This window comes from Chryseobacterium oryctis, assembly GCF_025971925.1.
Lineage (GTDB): Bacteria > Bacteroidota > Bacteroidia > Flavobacteriales > Weeksellaceae > Chryseobacterium > Chryseobacterium oryctis.
Window position 1 is genome coordinate 237,261 of record NZ_JAPDHV010000002.1, and the last position, 19,778, is coordinate 257,038.

General features: G+C 32.9%; 22 protein-coding genes. 12 read left to right on the plus strand and 10 right to left on the minus strand.

Translation table 11 applies throughout. The features are described from left to right. The first annotated feature begins 31 nt into the window (after positions 1 to 31). Positions 32 to 886 carry a KPN_02809 family neutral zinc metallopeptidase gene (ypfJ, locus tag OH806_RS04775; RefSeq protein ID WP_264742529.1) on the plus strand — a complete coding sequence of 285 codons (855 nt, stop codon included), beginning with the start codon at positions 32 to 34 and terminating at the stop codon, positions 884 to 886. Between the two features lie 51 nt (positions 887 to 937). Here the strand turns inward: ypfJ and OH806_RS04780 are convergent, their stop codons facing one another. Continuing rightward, positions 938 to 1,795, minus strand: a complete 858-nt coding sequence (locus OH806_RS04780) for a GLPGLI family protein (RefSeq protein ID WP_264742530.1) — start codon at positions 1,793 to 1,795, stop codon at positions 938 to 940. Between the two features lie 296 nt (positions 1,796 to 2,091). Between OH806_RS04780 and OH806_RS04785 the strand changes: the two genes are divergently transcribed. The 4 genes from OH806_RS04785 to sufD all read left to right on the plus strand — a co-directional run bounded on the left by OH806_RS04785 (position 2,092) and on the right by sufD (position 6,190). Continuing rightward, complete coding sequence (locus OH806_RS04785; RefSeq protein WP_264742531.1) at positions 2,092 to 2,421, plus strand: HesB/IscA family protein; 330 nt, start codon at positions 2,092 to 2,094, stop codon at positions 2,419 to 2,421. Positions 2,422 to 2,486: 65 nt separating this feature from the next. Continuing rightward, positions 2,487 to 3,935 carry a Fe-S cluster assembly protein SufB gene (gene sufB / locus OH806_RS04790; protein ID WP_264742532.1) on the plus strand — a complete coding sequence of 483 codons (1,449 nt, stop codon included), beginning with the start codon at positions 2,487 to 2,489 and terminating at the stop codon, positions 3,933 to 3,935. A 61-nt stretch (positions 3,936 to 3,996) separates the two neighbouring features. Next, positions 3,997 to 4,740: a Fe-S cluster assembly ATPase SufC gene (gene sufC, locus OH806_RS04795; protein ID WP_264742533.1), complete on the plus strand. Its 744-nt coding sequence runs from the start codon at positions 3,997 to 3,999 to the stop codon at positions 4,738 to 4,740. 142 nt (positions 4,741 to 4,882) lie between these two features. Next, positions 4,883 to 6,190, plus strand: a complete 1,308-nt coding sequence (sufD, locus tag OH806_RS04800; protein WP_264742975.1) for a Fe-S cluster assembly protein SufD — start codon at positions 4,883 to 4,885, stop codon at positions 6,188 to 6,190. Positions 6,191 to 6,252: 62 nt separating this feature from the next. Here sufD and OH806_RS04805 read toward each other — a convergent pair whose 3' ends face one another. After that, positions 6,253 to 7,179, minus strand: coding sequence for a DUF3078 domain-containing protein (locus tag OH806_RS04805; RefSeq protein ID WP_264742534.1), 927 nt, complete (start codon positions 7,177 to 7,179; stop codon positions 6,253 to 6,255). A 258-nt stretch (positions 7,180 to 7,437) separates the two neighbouring features. Between OH806_RS04805 and OH806_RS04810 the strand changes: the two genes are divergently transcribed. From OH806_RS04810 to OH806_RS04825, 4 genes are all read left to right on the plus strand, one after another. Continuing rightward, on the plus strand, positions 7,438 to 8,205 hold the full coding sequence (locus OH806_RS04810; RefSeq protein WP_264742535.1) for a rhomboid family intramembrane serine protease: 768 nt from the start codon (positions 7,438 to 7,440) through the stop codon (positions 8,203 to 8,205). Between the two features lie 36 nt (positions 8,206 to 8,241). Then, positions 8,242 to 9,354, plus strand: a complete 1,113-nt coding sequence (gene dprA, locus OH806_RS04815) for a DNA-processing protein DprA (protein ID WP_264742536.1) — start codon at positions 8,242 to 8,244, stop codon at positions 9,352 to 9,354. A 187-nt stretch (positions 9,355 to 9,541) separates the two neighbouring features. After that, positions 9,542 to 10,900, plus strand: coding sequence for an NADP-specific glutamate dehydrogenase (gene gdhA / locus OH806_RS04820; protein WP_264742537.1), 1,359 nt, complete (start codon positions 9,542 to 9,544; stop codon positions 10,898 to 10,900). A 127-nt stretch (positions 10,901 to 11,027) separates the two neighbouring features. Beyond that, a complete protein-coding gene (locus tag OH806_RS04825) occupies positions 11,028 to 11,396 on the plus strand; it encodes an iron chaperone (RefSeq protein WP_264742538.1) in 369 nt (122 codons plus the stop codon). Positions 11,397 to 11,441: 45 nt separating this feature from the next. Here the strand turns inward: OH806_RS04825 and OH806_RS04830 are convergent, their stop codons facing one another. Next, positions 11,442 to 11,720 (minus strand): hypothetical protein, encoded by a 279-nt coding sequence (locus OH806_RS04830; RefSeq protein ID WP_264742539.1) that lies wholly within the window; start codon positions 11,718 to 11,720, stop codon positions 11,442 to 11,444. A gap of 118 nt (positions 11,721 to 11,838) precedes the next feature. Next, the gene (locus OH806_RS04835; RefSeq protein ID WP_264742540.1) at positions 11,839 to 12,327 is read right to left on the minus strand and encodes a YkgJ family cysteine cluster protein; all 489 of its coding nucleotides are present in this window, start codon (positions 12,325 to 12,327) and stop codon (positions 11,839 to 11,841) included. 127 nt (positions 12,328 to 12,454) lie between these two features. Here OH806_RS04835 and OH806_RS04840 point away from each other — a divergent pair, with 127 nt between their 5' ends. Continuing rightward, positions 12,455 to 12,835, plus strand: a complete 381-nt coding sequence (locus OH806_RS04840; RefSeq protein WP_264742541.1) for a group III truncated hemoglobin — start codon at positions 12,455 to 12,457, stop codon at positions 12,833 to 12,835. 6 nt (positions 12,836 to 12,841) lie between these two features. On the opposite strand, the gene OH806_RS04845 is transcribed toward OH806_RS04840, so the two are convergent. The 6 genes from OH806_RS04845 to hflX all read right to left on the minus strand — a co-directional run bounded on the left by OH806_RS04845 (position 12,842) and on the right by hflX (position 18,203). Further along, positions 12,842 to 13,912 carry a calcium:cation antiporter gene (locus tag OH806_RS04845; RefSeq protein WP_264742542.1) on the minus strand — a complete coding sequence of 357 codons (1,071 nt, stop codon included), beginning with the start codon at positions 13,910 to 13,912 and terminating at the stop codon, positions 12,842 to 12,844. Positions 13,913 to 13,979: 67 nt separating this feature from the next. Continuing rightward, complete coding sequence (locus OH806_RS04850; protein WP_264742543.1) at positions 13,980 to 14,309, minus strand: DUF6122 family protein; 330 nt, start codon at positions 14,307 to 14,309, stop codon at positions 13,980 to 13,982. Between the two features lies 1 nt (position 14,310). Further along, entirely contained in the window at positions 14,311 to 15,027 is a 717-nt protein-coding gene (locus tag OH806_RS04855) for a DNA alkylation repair protein (protein ID WP_264742544.1), read from the minus strand. A gap of 23 nt (positions 15,028 to 15,050) precedes the next feature. After that, a complete protein-coding gene (locus OH806_RS04860) occupies positions 15,051 to 16,334 on the minus strand; it encodes a cation:proton antiporter (protein WP_264742545.1) in 1,284 nt (427 codons plus the stop codon). A gap of 16 nt (positions 16,335 to 16,350) precedes the next feature. After that, the gene (locus OH806_RS04865; protein WP_264742546.1) at positions 16,351 to 16,980 is read right to left on the minus strand and encodes a DUF4919 domain-containing protein; all 630 of its coding nucleotides are present in this window, start codon (positions 16,978 to 16,980) and stop codon (positions 16,351 to 16,353) included. Further along, positions 16,980 to 18,203: a GTPase HflX gene (gene hflX / locus OH806_RS04870; protein ID WP_264742547.1), complete on the minus strand. Its 1,224-nt coding sequence runs from the start codon at positions 18,201 to 18,203 to the stop codon at positions 16,980 to 16,982. Before hflX ends, OH806_RS04865 begins: the two co-directional genes overlap by 1 nt. 204 nt (positions 18,204 to 18,407) lie before the next feature. Here hflX and OH806_RS04875 point away from each other — a divergent pair, with 204 nt between their 5' ends. Together OH806_RS04875 and OH806_RS04880 are read left to right on the plus strand one after the other, a co-directional pair. Then, entirely contained in the window at positions 18,408 to 19,118 is a 711-nt protein-coding gene (locus tag OH806_RS04875; protein ID WP_264742548.1) for a LytR/AlgR family response regulator transcription factor, read from the plus strand. A 177-nt stretch (positions 19,119 to 19,295) separates the two neighbouring features. Then, on the plus strand, positions 19,296 to 19,778 hold the full coding sequence (locus OH806_RS04880; RefSeq protein WP_264742549.1) for a T9SS type A sorting domain-containing protein: 483 nt from the start codon (positions 19,296 to 19,298) through the stop codon (positions 19,776 to 19,778).

The window sequence follows — 19,778 nt, forward strand, 5'->3', positions numbered from 1 at the left end:
AATTTTAAATTTACAACAAAAAATTATTTCTATGAAATGGACTGAAGACAGAAGCGGTAATGTTGAAGACAGACGTGGTTCCGGTGGCTCTGGAGGAGCTATTGTGGGTGGTGGTTTAGGAACTATTATTATTGCTGCAATTATATTTTTTTTAGGAGGAGATCCGTCAGCGATTCTTTCGTCAGGAGGTGGTAGCTCTGCCCCCACAGAACAAAGACAATTAAATTCTAACGAACTCAAAGTTCGTGAATTTGTGCAGATGGTTACTGCTGAGAATGAACAAACATGGACCAAAATTTTCGCAGACAACGGAATGCAATATCGTCCTGCAAGAGTAATTTTATTTGAAAATAGAACACAATCTGGCTGCGGAACTGCGGAATCTGCAATGGGACCTTTTTATTGTCCAGCAGACCAAAGTGTGTACATGGATATGAGATTCTTCAATGAGCTTCAATCAAGATTCGGTGCACAGGTTACAGAATTTACAATTGCTTACGTAATGGCTCACGAAATTGGTCATCACGTTCAAACTCTTTTAGGAACAACCCAAAAGGTAGATGCATTAAGAAGAAGCGGAAGATATTCTGAAGCAGATATGAACAGAGTTTCTGTAGCAACTGAATTACAAGCAGATTTTTATGCAGGAGTTTGGGCTAAACAGACAGATAACAGAGAACACATTCTAGAACCTGGAGACATTCAGTCTGCAATTGAAGCCGCTGAAGCTGTTGGAGATGATAATATCCAGAAAAGATCTCAGGGATATGTGAATCAGGAAAGTTTCACCCATGGCTCATCAGCACAGCGTAAAGAATGGTTTATGAAAGGCTATAATAGCGGAGATATAAGACAAGGTGATACGTTTAATCAACTTTTAAAATAATCTGAAGTCATAAAAAATAAAGCCCCTGAAAAATTTTCAGGGGCTTTATTTTTATTTCAATTCAATAGGGTTGCTATTGTTTTTTGTTTCTTCTTTTATTCTTTCCTCCATTCTCTTTCTCATATCTACAGGAGACTGATTTCCCGCTCCTCTTGGTGGAGCTATTCCTCCTCCGGCTCTACCTCCTCTTCCTGAACCTCCAAAACCTCCTCCTTGACTCATAAATGCAATAGGATCAGACTTATACTTTTCTTGTTGTTTCAAAAAATCAGGTCTTTTCACTTTGATTACATTTCCAAACTGACTCAAAGAGGCAACTTCATCAATTTTATAATTTTTCATTAAATCGAAAGAATAGTCACCTTTATCATCTTCCACTTTTATAACAAGCCCCGGAAGTCCTCCGAATTTATACGGACCGTCCTGATAAGGTAAATCTGTAGTAAACCAGGCTGTCCAAAGTCTTCCTGCAAAATCTGTTTCTGCTTTCTGAACTTTGTAATCACCAATTTTCATAGTTTCAGAAGAAATTTTCCAGTTCAATGGTCTATCTTCTTCATAAGAATAAATATCTCTTCCTAACCTATCTTTGAATAAGGTTTTTTGGTTCATTTTATCCTTTTCAACCGAATAATTAATTATCGATCTTAAGCTTTCCATTTGATCTCTGTTAAAACCTCGTGCTCCACTACTTTGAAAGTTTTTCTGCATAATAGAATCTCTTTTATATCTATTTTCAGAATAAAAAAGTGATTTTTCCGCTGATATATCCAGATATGCATTTTCTGTTTTAATCTCATTTTTATTTGTGGCATCTGGCTTCATTGTAACCTGATACACAAACCTGTTGGCTTGTGCAGAAACCTGTTGCATAAACAAGGCTAAAATAATAATACCTATTTTTTTCATTTTTTGATTTTATCTTTATTCTATTGAATTTTATTTAATACTCTTCTCTATTTTCATTGATTTCTTAATTTAATATCAAATTAAATAGTTTGTATTTTTGTTTTTATAGATGAAAAATTATATAAAAAGTTAAATTGCAAGACACAAAAATTCCCTCTTATAGACGAAAATTTATAATATTTCTAAAGCTTTCATTCGTTAACAATATGTAAAATCATTAAAATAGACATCATCAATTTGAGATTGCGGAAATTAGTTTGTATTTTTGCTCCATTAAATCATTCTAAATAAATACAATGATAAAAGTATCAGACCAAGCAAAGGAAAAAGCCATCCAATTGATGACAGAGGATGGTTTCAACCCCGCTGAAGATTATATTCGAGTAGGGGTAAAAAGTGGAGGTTGCTCTGGTTTAGAGTATGTTTTGAAGTTTGACAACGAAAAAACTGATGCTGACCAAATTTTTGAAGACAATAGTATAAAAATTGTTGTAGATAAAAAATCAATCCTCTATTTAGCAGGAACAACTCTTGAATATTCAGGAGGTATAAACGGAAAGGGATTTGTTTTCAACAATCCTAACGCATCGAGAACATGCGGATGTGGAGAAAGTTTTTCTTTATAAGACAGAAAATACATTAGATAATAGATACCAGAAATCAGACTTAGTTCTGAAATCTAAAAAAAATAATGAGTAAATATACAGAAGACGATTTACGCGTCGATTTAGAAAATAAAAAATACGAATTTGGTTGGGAAACTAAAATCGATTACGAGGATTTCCCAATTGGTTTGAACGAAGATATCATCCGTGCTATTTCTTCTAAAAAAGAAGAACCAGAATGGATGACAGAATGGCGTTTGGAATCTTTCAGAATCTGGCAAAAAATGACAGAACCGGATTGGGCTAATATTAAATATGAAAAACCAGATTTCCAGGCAATTAAATATTATGCTGCTCCAAAAGCTAAGCCAGAATTGGAAAGCTTAGACGAGGTAGATCCTGAATTATTGAAAACTTTTGAAAAATTAGGGATTAACATTGAAGAGCAAAAAAGACTTACTGGTGTAGCTGTAGATATTGTAATGGACTCCGTTTCGGTAAAGACTACTTTTCAGGAAACTTTAATGGAAAAAGGAATTATTTTCTGTTCTATTTCTGAGGCTATTAAAAACCACCCTGATTTAGTAAGAAAATATATCGGAAAAGTGGTTCCTAGAGGTGATAATTTCTATGCCGCTCTTAATTCTGCTGTATTCTCCGACGGAAGTTTCTGTTATATTCCTAAAGGTGTAAAATGCCCAATGGAATTATCTACATATTTCAGAATCAATCAGGCAGGAACAGGACAATTTGAAAGAACGTTATTAATTGCTGATGAAGGAAGTTACGTTTCTTATCTTGAAGGTTGTACAGCTCCGTCAAGAGACGAAAATCAGCTTCACGCTGCCGTTGTTGAGCTCATCGCAATGGAGAATGCTGAAATTAAATACTCTACTGTTCAAAACTGGTATCCTGGGAATGAAGAAGGAAAAGGAGGTGTTTTCAACTTTGTAACCAAAAGAGGTCTTTGCGAAAAAAATGCAAAAATTTCTTGGACTCAGGTTGAAACAGGTTCTGCAGTAACTTGGAAATATCCTTCTTGTATCTTAAAAGGTGATAATTCTGTGGGAGAATTCTACTCTATCGCAGTTACCAACAATTATCAATATGCAGATACTGGTACAAAAATGATTCATATCGGGAAAAATACGAAATCAACAATTATTTCTAAGGGTATTTCTGCCGGAAAATCTAATAATTCATATAGAGGTTTGGTAAAAGTAATGCCTTCTGCAAAAGGAGCAAGAAACTTTTCACAATGCGACTCTCTATTGATGGGTAATGAATGTGGAGCACACACTTTCCCTTATATTGAAATAAAAGATCCTTCTGCTCAGCTGGAGCACGAAGCTACAACTTCAAAAATCGGAGAAGACCAGATTTTCTACTGTAACCAAAGAGGAATTGATACAGAAAGAGCTATCGCCCTGATTGTAAACGGTTTCAGTAAAGAAGTTTTAAATAAACTCCCAATGGAATTTGCTATTGAAGCACAGAAATTATTAGAAATTTCATTAGAAGGCTCCGTTGGATAAAATAAAAGTTTAAATAAAAATGGTAATAGAGTTTCTAATTGCCTAATCATCATAAAAAATTATGTTAAACATTAAAAACCTACACGCCAAAATTGAAGATGGCGCAGAAATATTAAAAGGTATTAATCTTGAAATAAAACCGGGTGAAGTTCATGCTATTATGGGACCGAACGGAGCTGGAAAATCTACTCTTTCTTCTGTAATTGCAGGAAAAGAAGATTATGAAGTTACAGACGGAGAAATCATTTTCGATGGTGAAAACATTATTGAAGATGCTCCGGAAGAAAGAGCTCACAAAGGAATTTTTCTTTCGTTCCAGTATCCTGTCGAAATTCCAGGTGTTTCTGTAACCAACTTTATAAAAGCTGCTTTAAACGAAAACAGAAAAGCTAACGGTTTAGAAGAAATGCCTGCAAAAGAAATGCTTGCTTTAATTCGTGAAAAATCTGAAAAATTAGGAATTAAGAAAGACTTCCTTTCAAGATCTTTGAACGAAGGCTTCTCAGGAGGTGAGAAGAAAAGAAACGAGATTTTCCAAATGATGATGCTTAATCCTAAGTTGGCTATTCTTGACGAAACAGATTCTGGATTGGATATTGATGCTTTAAGAATTGTTGCAGACGGTGTAAATTACTTCAAAAATGAAGGAAATGCAGTTCTTTTGATTACTCACTATCAAAGATTGCTTAATTACATCCAGCCTGACTTCGTTCACGTTTTAGCCAACGGAAAAATCATCAAAACTGGTGATAAATCTCTTGCTCTAGAACTTGAAGAGAAAGGTTACGATTGGCTTTTAAACTAATATCAACCTAGAATATCATTCTGAATTAGTCAAAGTGAAGTGAAAGTTTTAATTCAGTGATGAAAAAAACGGTAAAACCGTACAATTGAAACAATTTTATTTTAAATATAATAAATAAGGTGTGATGGCCGAAATATCAGTAATGGCTTTATACGAACAAATTACAGACAACCACAATAAATTTTTGGAGAGTCTTCGTCACAGATTTTTGGATGAAGATAGAAAAGCAGCTCTTCAAAGATTTGAAAACATCGGTTTTCCAACCAAAAAAGACGAAGAATATAAATATACCAATCTAAAGGAGATTACTGAAAAGGGGTATAATTTTTTCCCAAAAGAAAGTCATAATATCACAAAAGAACAGTTGGAGCAATTGCATCTTGGTGAAGAAAATTTTGACTGGATTACTTTTGTGAACGGTAAACTTCATAAAGAATTATCAAAAGTTTCTATCGAAAACGTCGATTTTCTTTCATTTAATTATGCTTTAAATGATGAAAAACACAGAGAAGTTTTTGATACATATTTTAATACTATCGCTTCCAACGACTCTGCATTTACCAACTTAAATCAGGCATATTGCAAGTATGGTTTCTTTTTGAAAGTTCCTAAAAATGTTGTGATTGAAAAACCAATCCATGTTTTTTACATTTCTCAAAATCAGGAAGAAAACACGTTCTACAATACAAGAAATTTATTAATTGTAGAAGAAGGGGCTAAAGTTGAAATCATTGAAAGTCATCATAATTTTGACAGCACATATGTTCTGACAAATTCTGTGACAGAAATTTTCACTCATCCAAATGCAAAAGCAGATTGGCATAAACTTCAGAACGATAACGATACTTCTTATCTGATTGATAATACTTTTGCAAAACAGGAAAAAGACAGTTTAACAACCGTAAACACGTTCTCTTTCGGAGGTAAATTAGTAAGAAATAACTTAGATTTCATTCAAAATGGATCAAATATCAATTCATTTATGAACGGAATCACCATTATCGGAAAAGATCAGTTGGTAGATCACCACACTGCAGTTCACCATAATTTTCCGAATTGTGAAAGTTATCAGAACTATAAAGGTATTTACAACGGAAATTCTCATGGAGTTTTCAACGGAAAAGTTTTTGTAGATAAAATAGCTCAAAAAACGAATGCTTATCAGCAAAATAATAATGTTTTATTAAGCGAAGGAGCAACAATTGACACAAAACCACAATTGGAAATTTTTGCAGATGATGTGAAATGTTCTCACGGTTGTACCGTTGGTCAATTAAACGAAGATGCTTTATTTTATTTGAGAGCAAGAGGTATTTCTAAAAAAGAAGCTCAGGCTTTACTATTATATGCTTTTGCAAATGATGCTATGCAAAATATTGATATTGAACCTTTAAAAGAGAAAATATCAAAACTTTTAGCAGAAAAACTAGAGGTAGATATAGAGTTCTAACAATATATAATTGATAATAAAAAAGCACTTCAAATTGAAGTGCTTTTGTTTTTTTAAACTATTTATTTCTTAATCCACCATTGGCTATCTTTTCTATCAGAGCGTTTTACTCCGTTATTTAATGTATAAGCAAAGCCAATTCCTAATGTTTGCTTCAATTGTGTTTTCTGGATTTGATTATGGTCATACAAAATATCCGCCGTTATATTTGAGGTGATAAATTTATTTACTTTTAGATTCAGTATTGCAGAATAAGCTAAAACTAATCTTTCCGGATGATCAAGATAATTTGAGAAAACAGAGGCTGAGTTTGTTAAATTAACATTTTCCATTACTTTAATTTTATAATAAGCCGTTCCCAAAAAACCAAACTGTAACAAAGATGAATCTCCGTCTGCTTTTAAACCATACGTTCCCGCTGTCTGTAAATCTTTATCCAAAACAAAAGTCCATCTTGCGTTGATGGGTCTCAAAGTAACATTTATATTGTCATTGGGTCTATATGTAATACCCAAACCTAAATTCAAGTATCCCGGAGCCATAAAGTTTGATATTTTCTTTGCAGAAGGATTATTTCCATCTTCATATCCTGCTGAAAACTGGGACTGAAATCCCACCCCTCCTGAAAAATACCAACTCTTAGAAAACTGCCTCCCATAGTTCGTAGAAATATTAATCGCATCTTGAGTTTTTCTCGTTCCTAAGCCTTTTGTATTGTTTTGCCCATAATCAAGAATAATAATATTTTCCCACAAATCCTTATCCTTCTCGTAGGTAATATTATAATTTATTCCTGCAAGCCAGCCAATATTATTCGCTCCACCACCAACCCAATTGGAAAAAGCAGCCTGATTAATCATTAATGAATTTTTTCCAGAAACCGACCAATATTTTATGGTATCAGCAACTATAGAATCTTTCTTTATTTCGTCTTGTGCATTTGCATAAATCCCGACCGAAATTGAGATACATAATAAAAACTTCTTCATAAATTAACGATTTTCATTACAAAAATATAAGCTATGCCTTAAAAAACATTTACTTTATACATATAAAATTACTTTATCAGCTAAAAGTAAGCCAGTTTATCAGAATAAGTGGTCAAAAAATTTATTTGAACTTTAAAACTCTATGAAAATCATTACCTTTTGTCTTAAATAAACTTGAAGAAATAAAAATCATCGACAAATTTTCCGAAATTTATGGTTGGCTTTTGATTTGTGATTTCAATTACTCTAAATAACAATATGCTTAAAAATGTAATTTCCAAAAAAGCTATCATTTACCCTTTGCTAATGTTAGCAACAATGTGGTTCGGATATTTTTTACAGACACAAGGCTTTTTTGGTTCTTGTTTTGGGGCAATCATTCCTTTGTTACCAGAAGGTTTATTAGGTATAATTACCTCTCCTCTTTTGCACGGAAATACAGAACATATTGTGGGGAACTCCATCCCTATTGCCATTTTAATGTTTCTTTTGTATCAATTTTATCCTTTAGTTGCCAATAAAGTTTTTATTATGGGCTGGCTAGCCAGTGGTTTATTGCTTTGGCTTTTACCACCAATTGATATATTTACAGGTCAATACACTTATACTTGTACAATTGGAGCAAGTGGAGTAGTTTACGTTTTAGCTTTTTTCTTATTCTTTAGTGGAGTTTTTAAATGGAATACAAAACTTCTTACCATTTCAATGCTTGTTGTTTTATATTATGGAAGTTTAATTTGGGGAATTTTCCCGGAAGAGCTATTCTATAACCTTCACGAACCGAGCAATATTTCGTGGCAAGCACACCTTTCCGGAGCTATTGTAGGAATTATCATTGCCTTCATTTTTAAAGATATTGGAGAAAAAAAGAAAAAATATATCTGGGAATTCCCAAACTATTACAATGAAAAAGATGACAAACTTTGGCAGGAATACAAAGAAAATCACCCTGACGACTTTTTAGAACTACCTTTCAAGAAGAAAGATGATATTTGGGAACATCTAGAGGAGCTAAGAAGGAAATAAAACTTATTCATTACATTTGTTTAAAACAAAACACAAATGTATTCTGAAGAACATCTTTACTCAATTGCTTTACGTGAATGTAATCTCATTGGTGATATCAATTTTTATAAACTTGTGAAAACTTTTGGAAGCGCAAAAGATGCATGGGAAAACGCAAAAAAAGAATACAGTAAAATAGATGGAATAGGGAAGAAAATAGTTTCTGATATTGGGAATCCCACCCATTTAAAATTTGCAGAAAACGAATTAGCATTTTGCGAAAAGAATGAAATCAATATCAATTTAAGACACCTTCAAAACCTTCCTTATCTGCTCGATGAATGCGATGATGCTCCTGCCATTTTATACCAAAAAGGAACCTTAAATACTCTTTTGAACCCAGTAAGTATAGTTGGAACAAGAAATATTACGCCTTATGGTCAGAAATTCATTGCAGATTTTTTTGAAGAAGTTCAACATTTGAATTTGGCTTCTATAAGTGGTTTGGCTTTAGGAGCTGACAAAGAAGTTCATGAACAGTCAATACAATTTAACATCCCAACAATCGGAGTTTTAGCTCACGGATTTCATACTTTATATCCTGCTAAAAATAAAAAATTAGCAGAAAAAATGTTCCAAAACGGAGGAGCTTTACTCACAGAATTCAATTCATCTCAAAAACCAGACAGAGAAAATTTCATTCAAAGAAACAGAATCGTTGCAGGCCTTTCTCCCTCAACAATTGTTGTAGAAACAGCTTTTGGAGGAGGCTCAATCAGTACAGCAACATTTGCAAATAATTATAACAGAGATGTTTTTGCTCTTCCGGGAAAAATAACAGACAAATACAGCCAAGGTTGCAACCAACTCATTTTTCAGAATAAAGCTACAGCGATTTCTACCATCAAAGATCTTATCAATTTACTTGGACTTAATAAACAAAAAGATAAAACTGAAGAATTATTTCCAGAGGTAAAAGAAAGCATACAATTAACTGAAAATCAAAAATCAATATATGATACGATAATAAATAATCCTCATGTTTCTTTGGATGATCTATCTGCTAAAGTCTTACTCCCTTCACATAAAATTTTACCCATAATTCTTGAGTTGGAGCTTTTGGGTAAAGTGAAATCATTTTCCGGGAGACAATTTTTAGCAATATCATAATTAACGATTTCTTAATATTGCATTATTTAGGACATAACATTTAATTTTTAACAAAGTTTAAAGGATAATTATCAATTTAACAATATTTCGACACATTATTATTAAATTTTTAACAATTTTAAAAAAAGGTATTGTGAATCTTGAAAAAAAAATTAAATTTGTTGGCAATAATATTCAACCTTAACATATGGAACAATATAATATTGACCAGAAAATCCAAGAGTTTATTGCAAAAATTGAAGCAAAAAACCCTAATGAACCGGAATTTTTACAAGCAGTAAAAGAAGTAGCAGTAACTGTAATTCCGTTTATCATGACTAAAAAGGAATATACAGGAATGAAGCTTCTTGAGAGAATGGCTGAAGCTGAAAGAATCATTATATTCAGAGTTCCATGGGTTGATGACAAAGGTGAAATCCAAGTAAACAGAGGTTTCAGAATTCAGATGAACTCTGCAATCGGACCATATAAAGGAGGAATCCGTTTCCATCCTACAGTGAACCTTTCAGTTCTTAAATTCTTAGCTTTTGAACAAGTATTTAAAAACTCATTAACTACACTTCCAATGGGAGGAGGTAAAGGAGGTTCAGATTTCGACCCACAAGGTAAATCTGATATGGAAGTAATGCGTTTCTGCCAAGCTTTCATGACAGAGCTATGTAAGCATGTAGGTCCTGAAACCGACGTTCCTGCGGGTGATATCGGTGTTGGAGCAAGAGAAATCGGATATTTATTCGGTCAGTATAAAAAAATCAGAAACGAGTTTACGGGAGTTCTTACAGGTAAAGGCCTTGCTTACGGAGGTTCACTAATTCGTCCTGAAGCTACAGGTTACGGAGTAGTTTATTTCGCTGAGCAAATGCTTAAAACTATCGGACAAGACTTTAAAGGTAAAACAGTAACTGTTTCAGGTTTCGGAAACGTAGCTTGGGGAGTTATCAAAAAAGTAACTGAACTTGGAGGTAAAGTATTAACTATTTCCGGACCAGACGGATACATCTATGATAAAGATGGTATTGATGGAGAAAAAATTGATTATTTATTAGAATTAAGATCTTCAGGAAACAACAGAGCTGAAGATTATGCTAAAAAATATCCTTCTGCAGAATTCCACGCTGGAAAACGTCCTTGGGAAGTTAAGTGTGATGTTGCTATTCCTGCAGCTACACAAAACGAATTAGACTTGGAAGATGCTAAAAATTTAGTTGAAAACGGATGTGTGTGCGTTACAGAAGCAGCAAACATGCCTTCAACTCTTGATGCAATCAACTATTTCTTAGAAAATAAAGTATTATTCTCTCCAGGTAAAGCTTCTAACGCAGGAGGTGTAGCAACTTCAGGATTAGAAATGACACAAAACTCAATTCGTCTAAACTGGACTTCTGAAGAGGTAGATGCAAGATTGAAAGAAATCATGATTGGAATCCACAAAGCTTGTAGAGACTACGGAAAAGAGGAGAATGGCTATGTAAACTACGTAAAAGGGGCAAATATCGCCGGATTCGTAAAAGTTGCAGAAGCAATGCTCGCTCAAGGAGTAGTATAAAATATAAAGGTTGGGAAAAATCCCGACCTTTTTTGATATAGCCTGTTTCCGGGATTATAAAAGGAAAAAAAGTAAATAGTGAAAGGAGAAAGCGTTGATATGTCAACGCTTTTTTTATTTTTATAGAATGGAAAAAACATTCGAAAATATTGATGAATATATACTTTTATTTCCTGAAGAAATTCAAGGAAAACTGAAAGACCTTAGGAGTATAATTCATTCCCAAGCATCTGATATTGAAGAATACATTGGTTATCAAATGCCTGCTTTTAGATATAAAGGAAAAGGGTTAATATACTTCGCTGTCTATAAAAAACATATCGGTCTTTATCCCGGAGCTATGGGCATCAAGAACTTTGAGCAGATTTTTATAGAAAGACAATATAAATTCTCAAAAGGTGCGGTACAATTCCCTATCAATGAAAGGCTTCCACTAAATCTGATAAAAGAAATCGTACAATTCCGAATGAATGATATTGAACAAAAAAAATCCTGAAAATATTGTTTTCAGGATTTCACATTTCTACTTTAAGTAACTGAATTACTTTTTCTTTTTTGCCTTCTTCTCTTCTTTTGCTGAATCTTGAGGCTTGGTTGCATCCTGATTAGGATTTACTGTCGTAGCCGCAGAAGTATCTATTGTTGTATTTTGATTTTGATTCTGATTGATATTAGTATTTGCATTCGAATTACTATTCCAATCTGTTGTTGTTTGCGGAGTCTGAGCCGGTTGTTCATTAGGTTTTTGAATTGTATCCTGCGCCGATATTGCTACTACTCCGAAAAATGAGAATACTGCAGTTAAAATTAACTTTTTCATAATAACATAATATTTTTAAATGGTTGTTTAAGTTAAACGACACATTTTTCATTAAATTATATATAAAGTTCTCATTTAACGTACTTTATAATTTATTAAGACGATTTGTGATTGTATGTTATTTTCCTAAATTTTTCATAATTTTTTCTACAAACTCGTATGCAGCAGGGCAAATCACCGTATTTTTAATCATCAAATTATTTATCTGGTATATTTTTTTCCTATCTGTATGCGGATATTCCCTACAAGCCTTTGGGCGGACTTCGTATATGGAACAGGTATTATCTTCATTTAAAAAGAAACAAGGAAGATTCTGCAAAACTTTATCATTATCCTCATCTACTCGCAGGAATTTGGATTCAAAATCAGCGGGTTTCATTCGCAGATGCTTTGCAATGCGCTCAATATCTTTTTCAGTATATAATGGCCCTGTCGTCTTACAGCAGTTTGCACATGATAAACAATCTATCTCTTCAAAAACTTCATCATGCGTCTCCTGAACAATATAGTCGAGATTCTTGGGAGGTTTTTTCTTCAATCCATCAAGAAATTTTTTATGCTCTTTTTGCTTTTGTAAAGCCTGTTTTTTATATAATTCTAAATCCATTTATTTCCTTTGCTAAAACAGTTTTTCGAATACAAAAAACCATTGTGCAAAGATAAAAATATTGCTTTATGAAATTTATCAAGTACATGAATGAAATTATAATCCTATTTTAACCTAAATTTGAGATATGAAAAACTTGGAGACACGAGAAGATATTGAACTTTTAGTTAATTCATTTTATGATAAAGTCGTTAAGGACGAAACCATTGGTTTCTTCTTTAATGAAATTGCAAAAGTTGACTGGGACAAACACCTTCCTAAAATGTATTCTTTCTGGGAATCAATTATTTTTGGGCAAATGACTTACAAAGGAAATCCAATGGGTGCCCATTTTCCCATCAACGAAATTCAGGCAATGGAACAAAAACATTTTGACAAATGGCTTGAACTATGGAGAAAAACAATTGAGGAAAACTTCATCGGAGAAACGGCTTCATTAGCTATTTACAAAGCAGAAAACATCGCCAAATTAATGGCTTTCAAAATGGATTTAGCAAGAAGACTTTAATTTGTTTTATGGAACAATAACCGTAAAAATATAAGCTGCAAGATTTACTAACAGAACCGTTCCGTACAAAATATTTGTCTTTCCTCGGCTTAAGGAAAGCATTACGATAAAAACAGATAAAGAAAGTAAAATAATATCCTTCTTATCAAGACCTAAAACCAAAGGAATATCGTACACTATACATACTACAGCTACCGCAGGAATCGTTAAGCCAATACTTGCCAAAGCAGAACCCAATCCAAGATTCAAACTAGCCTGAATTTGATTATTTCTTGCCGCCCTAATTGCTGCAACTCCTTCAGGAAGTAAAACTACGGCAGCAATAATTACCCCGACCAAAGATTTTGGAGCTCCAAAACTCCTTACCATATTTTCGATAGTTGAAGAAAGCCCTTTTGCCATCATCACAACAATAGCAAGACAAACGATAAGATAAACAAAGCTCACTAAAGTCTTAGTCAATGAAGGAATATAATGTTCTTCAGGATGTTCTTCCGGTACTACAAAATAACTTCTGTGCCTTACCGTCTGAACCATTAGAAATACTCCATAAATCGCCAAACAGGCTACAGAAACAAAACCCAATTGTGCCTCATTATAGAACGGACCGTTGACACTTGAAGTAAAATTCGGAAGAACCAAAGTAAGTACTAAAATCGAAACAATACTTACCAAATAAGTAGTAGCCGAAGTTCTGGCAAAAAACTGTTCATGATATTTAACTCCTCCTACCAAAATACAGATACCTAAAATACCATTCAAAATAAGCATTACAGCAGCAAAAACAGTATCTCGAGCCAGAGTGATTGCCTGATCTCCACCTGCAACCATCAGCGAAATAATCAGAGCCACTTCAATAATTGTAATACAAAGAGCCAAAATAATTGTTCCGAAAGGCTCACCTACTTTATGAGCTACCATTTCAGCATGATGCACTGCCGATAAAACACTTGCAGTAAGTAAAATTCCGGCAACAATATCATAAATTACACCGCTACCAATGAGTCCGGAGAAGTAATAAACAACCGCCAGAACAGGAAAAATATACGTATAATGTAAAAGTTCTTTTAATTTCATAAAGTGTTAACAAAATACGAAAAACCAACGATTTTTCACAATTTCAAAAGAAAATATTAATAATATTTTAATGACACCAAAAATAAAAATCCTGAAAATCAGTCAACATATGAAAAAGAAGACCAATACCGATAATTCTAATATTACCTTTAAACAAAAGCATCAAAAAATACACCGCAATTGCATAATATGAGTGCAAAAAATGAAATCCTATACTTCCTCTATTAGGGTCAAAAATAGGATTAGCCAATAAATGATCTAAATCTACCAACATTGTCACCAAAAAAAGAAAATAAACCTTTCTCCAGTTTTCACGAAAAAAAATCAAAGCAATAAAAACCGGAAAGATAAAATGTAAAAAATAATGAAAAAAAGTCTTCCAAAAGAAACAATCCATACTAAATTTTACCTTTTAAATAATCCTGCCTCAGGTCTTCTTCCAATTTTTCAATAGCATATCTCAGGCAAGTTCTTGGCATTTCTTTATAATATTTATTAAGGTAATTTATCAACTCTCCTTCATTTTTATTTCCCATTTCTCTTAAAAGCCAGCCGTTTGCCTTATGCATCAAATCGTGAGGATGCTGTAGATTATTTGTCACAAATTCTTTTGTTAAATCAAAAAAACCTTTTTTTACATAATACATTGTTCCGACAACCGCAATCCTTTTATGCCACATTTCATCAGAATGAGACAACTCCCTCAATATATTTTCTTTCTGATTTTCAAAAGCATATCTTCCTAAAATCTTGTAACAGCTTGAATCTACCAAATCCCAGTTATTAACAAATTGAAGATGATTCATATAAAACTCAACAATTTCGTCTTTTACAGCTTTATCTTTCGTTTTTTCAAACTTTGAAATCAACATAAATAAAGCCGTTAAACGGTGCTCATGATATTTTGAAGAAAGAATTTTGCTTAATTCTTCCAGCAATATTTTTGCATAATACTCTTTTGCCACAGCTCGTTGATCCGGAACGGTGACTCCCAAAAACAAATCACCCTCACCATATTCACCTTTCCCTGTTTTAAAAAATTTAGGAAAGAATTCAGCTTTTTCGGGAATAGATAAAACAGCTAACGCTTCTTGAATTTCCTTGACTACACTCATTTATACTTCTGATTTTGTATCATTTAGTGAGATTCATCTAAAACTCCTTCTTGCTCTTGTTCTTCTTGTGCAATTTGTTTCGGATTAGCGACTTTAGCAATCGTAAGACCTTGTACTACAATTGAAAATACAACAACACAATAAGTAATACTTAAAATAGCATCACTATACTCACCTTTAGGAATAGACATTGCCAAAGCAATGGAAACACCACCTCGAATTCCTCCCCAAACAAGCACTTTTACCGTTTGCGGATTAAACCTCGTTCTCAAAGACATAAACTTTGTAGGCCCCCAAATTGAAATAAATCTCGCAAATAAAACAACTAAAATTGCAACCAATCCCGGAATCATGAAGTTCTTTAAATCTTTAATCATTAAAAGTTCAAAACCAATGAATAAGAATAAAACTGCATTCAAAATTTCGTCAATTAATTCCCAAAATTTTATCAGGTAATCCTGAGTTACGGATTTCATTTTAAATTTAACATTAAAATTACCCATAAATAATCCGGCTGCAACCATCGTTAAAGGTCCGGAAATATGCATTTGTCTCGCAATAAGATACCCTCCCATCACGACAGAAAGCGTTACTAAAACCGAAATAATATAATCATCAACTTCACGCATCAATCGGGAAGTAACCCAACCCAATAAAACCCCCAGAAGCAATCCTCCTCCGGCTTCTTTCATCAATAGCAATCCGATATTTTCGATACCCAAATCCACTTCCTTCCCTATTGCCAATTGCAATACAACAGTAAAAACAACTACTGCCATACCATCATTGAAAAGAGATTCTCCTGCAACCTTTGTTTCCAAAGATTTTGAAACATTTGCCTGTTTCAGAATACTTAAAACAGCAACAGGATCTGTTGGTGAGATTAAAGCTCCAAAAACAAGACAATATATAAACGGAAGTTTTAGCCCAACCAAAGGCAAAAGATAGAACATTCCGAAACCTACGATAAAGGTTGAAATTACAACGCCAACCGTCGAAAAAATTGCAACAGGCCGCAGTTGCTCTTTCAAATCATTAATATTAATATGAATTCCTCCTGCAAAGAGAAGAAAATTAAGCATTGCACCCATCAGAACTTCAGTAAAATCAATACTATTCATCAATTTATGAAGATGCCCAAATGTTTTTGGAAGAAAACTTTCCCCAAACAAAACCAATATGATTGAAACCGAAATCGCAATAATCATAATTCCGATAGTACTCGGAAGTCTCAAAAATCTGTAATTAAGATATGCGAATATTGATGCTAAAACTATTAACGCTGAAAATGAATAATATAATTCCACTAAGCTGTTTTTTTAATTAAAAATTTAAATAAAGTATTTTAATATATATTTTATCATCTTCTTTTTGCCAAATATCCAGCATTCCGTCTTTTAATGCTTTTGAACCTCTTGTATATTCCTCTCCCACTTTCAGCATATTCAGCAGAATATACTCATCCCCAACAGAATTTACAATATAGGCGGTCTTTTCAGACTTTCCATCTCCTGAAAACTTTATTGCATTTGACAACAAACGAAACTGATTCAAATGGTAGGTAAATTTGTTTCCATCTTCTTTTGAGTCATAAGCTCGAAGAAGAATGAGCAAAATATCCATATTTGTAGGATCTTTCTGAAACAAAATATTTCCCTGAGAAATACACTCATCAAAATTTTTATTCTTAAAAGCTTCGGCCAGTTTTTTAAACTCATCTTCAGAAGTTGAAACTAAATTATCTTTAAAATTTCTTCCATAATAAAGATGCTGAGCTTCAATACTATCAACCGATTGCGGATAAGCTTTGTATTTGAAAATCAACTTATCGTAGTTATACGGAGAGTGAGAGTTCTTAAGATTTTTTTCTACGACTTTTAAATCAAGTTTTAGTTTTTGACCAAAACCTAAAATCGAAATGAAAATCAGCAAAAAGAAAAGATATTTTTTCATTAATTATTATTTTCTTCCTCATCATTATCGAAATACTCGAAAAGGAAATCGTTGTAAGGAAATCTGGAAATATGAATCTTCATTACCTCATCATACACCAATTTCTTCATTTCCGGGAAGTTTTCTTTCGTTAAAGCTGAAATAAAAACGGTAGGATACTTAGATTTTGCCATCCATGTTTTTTTCCATTCATCAAGAGAAATGTTTCTCTTCGTAGAAGGCGTTAAGTCATCCTCGTCTTTTTTCTCATAACTAAAGTCATCAATTTTATTGAAAATCATAATCATCGGTTTTTGATGCGCATTGATTTCCATTAAAATTTGATTCACAGAATCTATGTGATCTTCAAAGCTTTCATGAGAAATATCCACCACATGAATCAGTAAATCAGCTTCACGCACCTCATCCAATGTAGATTTGAAAGATTCAACCAATTGGGTTGGTAATTTTCTGATAAAACCTACCGTATCTGTTAATAAGAAAGGTAAATTCCCTATTACGACCTTTCTTACCGTTGTATCTAAGGTTGCGAAAAGCTTGTTTTCAGCAAAAACTTCAGATTTAGAAATAGCATTCATCAAAGTTGATTTCCCGACATTGGTATATCCTACCAAAGCCGCACGAACCACTTTTCCACGGTTATTTCTCTGAGTTGCCATTTGCTTATCGATGGTTTTCAATTTATCTTTCAGCAAAGAGATTCTGTCACGAATAATACGACGGTCGGTTTCAATCTCCGTTTCTCCGGGTCCTCTCATCCCGATTCCCCCTTTTTGACGTTCAAGGTGAGTCCACATTCTTGTTAATCGTGGTAAAAGGTATTGATATTGAGCCAATTCCACCTGTGTTCTCGCATAAGAAGTCTGAGCTCGTTGTGCAAAAATATCTAATATAAGATTGGTTCTATCCAGAATTTTAGCTTCTATTTCTCTTTCTAAATTTTTAAGCTGAGAGGGAGATAACTCGTCATCAAAAATTACAGTTCCAATCTCATTTTCCTTTACATATTCTTTTATTTCCTGAGCCTTTCCGCTACCAATGAACGTTTTGGAATCAGGCTGAGTTAATTTTTGAGTAAAACGTCTGTCTACCGTAGCACCTGCTGTAAAAGCTAAAAACTCCAGTTCATCCATATATTCCTGAAGCTTTTCTTCATCTTGATTTTGAGTAATTACCCCTACCAAAACTGCCTTTTCGTAGTTATGTTCTTTCTTTTCTAGCATTAAATTCTATCCGTTTTTGTGATTTTTACAAGATAATATTTTCAATACAAAAATCAAAATGAATTTTGTATTACAAAATATTTTAACGTTAATTTAAGCACATCTTGGGATTTATTTAAGGTAATTTAATAATTTTATAAACTGATTTTTTGTTTTAAAAACATTTTAAGTCAAAAGTCAAATAAAAACTAAACTAAAAACGCCATGACCAAAAGTATTAAATGTATAATCATTGATGATGACGAGCTAGACAGAATCATTCTTCATCACCATATCAAGCAATATGAAAATATTGAAATTGCTGGTTCTTTTAATTCGATAGATCAAGCACTACCTTATCTTGACACCCAAATAGATCTATTGTTTATAGAAACCCAAATAAAAGGAATGTGTGGTCTGGAATTCAGAAAATTAGCTCACGAAATTCCTGCTTGTATTTTTGTCAGCTCTCATCCTGAGTTTGCCGTTGCGACTTTCGAAATAGATACTTTAGACTTCATCACAAAGCCATTAAAATCTGACCGATTTCATTATTCAATGCAAAAACTTTTCGATTATTTCGAAATGAAAGAAAAATGTGATTATTTTGATTCATTAATTGGAGAAAACAGCATTAAAATAAAAGAAGGAGGCAATATTCATCAGATAAAAATAACCGATATTCTCTATCTTGAAGCCTTAAAAGATTACACAAGAATTGTAACTTCTGATAAAAAACATTGTATTTTAGATTCTCTAGGAAACCTCTTACATAAAGCCCATTTTGATTCCTTTGTCAGAATACACAGAAGCTATGCGATTCCAAAATATTTGATCAGAAGTAAGAATACCCACGAAGTAGAGCTTGTACATCATATTAAACTTCCGATAGGTAGATCTTATAGGGAAAATCTTGATTTTTTCACTCCTAATTAATACATTTATTCTGTTGCTATTATCTCTTTTTGAGAAATAACTCTACTTTTGTCATTCGTCGATTATTTAGGTTGTTTATCTATTTTAAGTCTTTAATGCTTTCTTTTTATGGTAATTTAGTAATTCCAAATTGAATATAAATTCATTCTGGAAATAATAACCATAAAATCATCCAACATGAAAAGAACATTTATCTATTGTCTCTTTTTCATCCCGATCCTTATTGTCTCCGGACTACTAAAGGCTCAAAGTGCCGTATTATCAACCGGAGCAGATGCTACAGGAAGTAATGGCTCAGTTTCTTACAGTGTGGGACAAGTTGTTTACTTGTCAAAAGGAAATAATGAAGTTTTAGAAGGTTTACAACACGCCTATGAAATCACCACTCCCCTTTCTACCAATGAGATATCGGAAAATGAAAAAGGCATTTTACTTTACCCAAATCCGTTTAGAGATTATTTATATCTGGATTTTACCACAAATGATTACAAAAATTCAGATTATCAATTATTTGATGCCCAAGGTAAATTGATAGCTAAAGACAAAATCACTCAATCTAAGTCTGAATTCAATTTTTCTCATCTTCCTTCGGCAATGTATATCATAAAAGTAAACAAAGATGGAAAAAATATAAAAACATTTAAAATCATAAAAAAATAA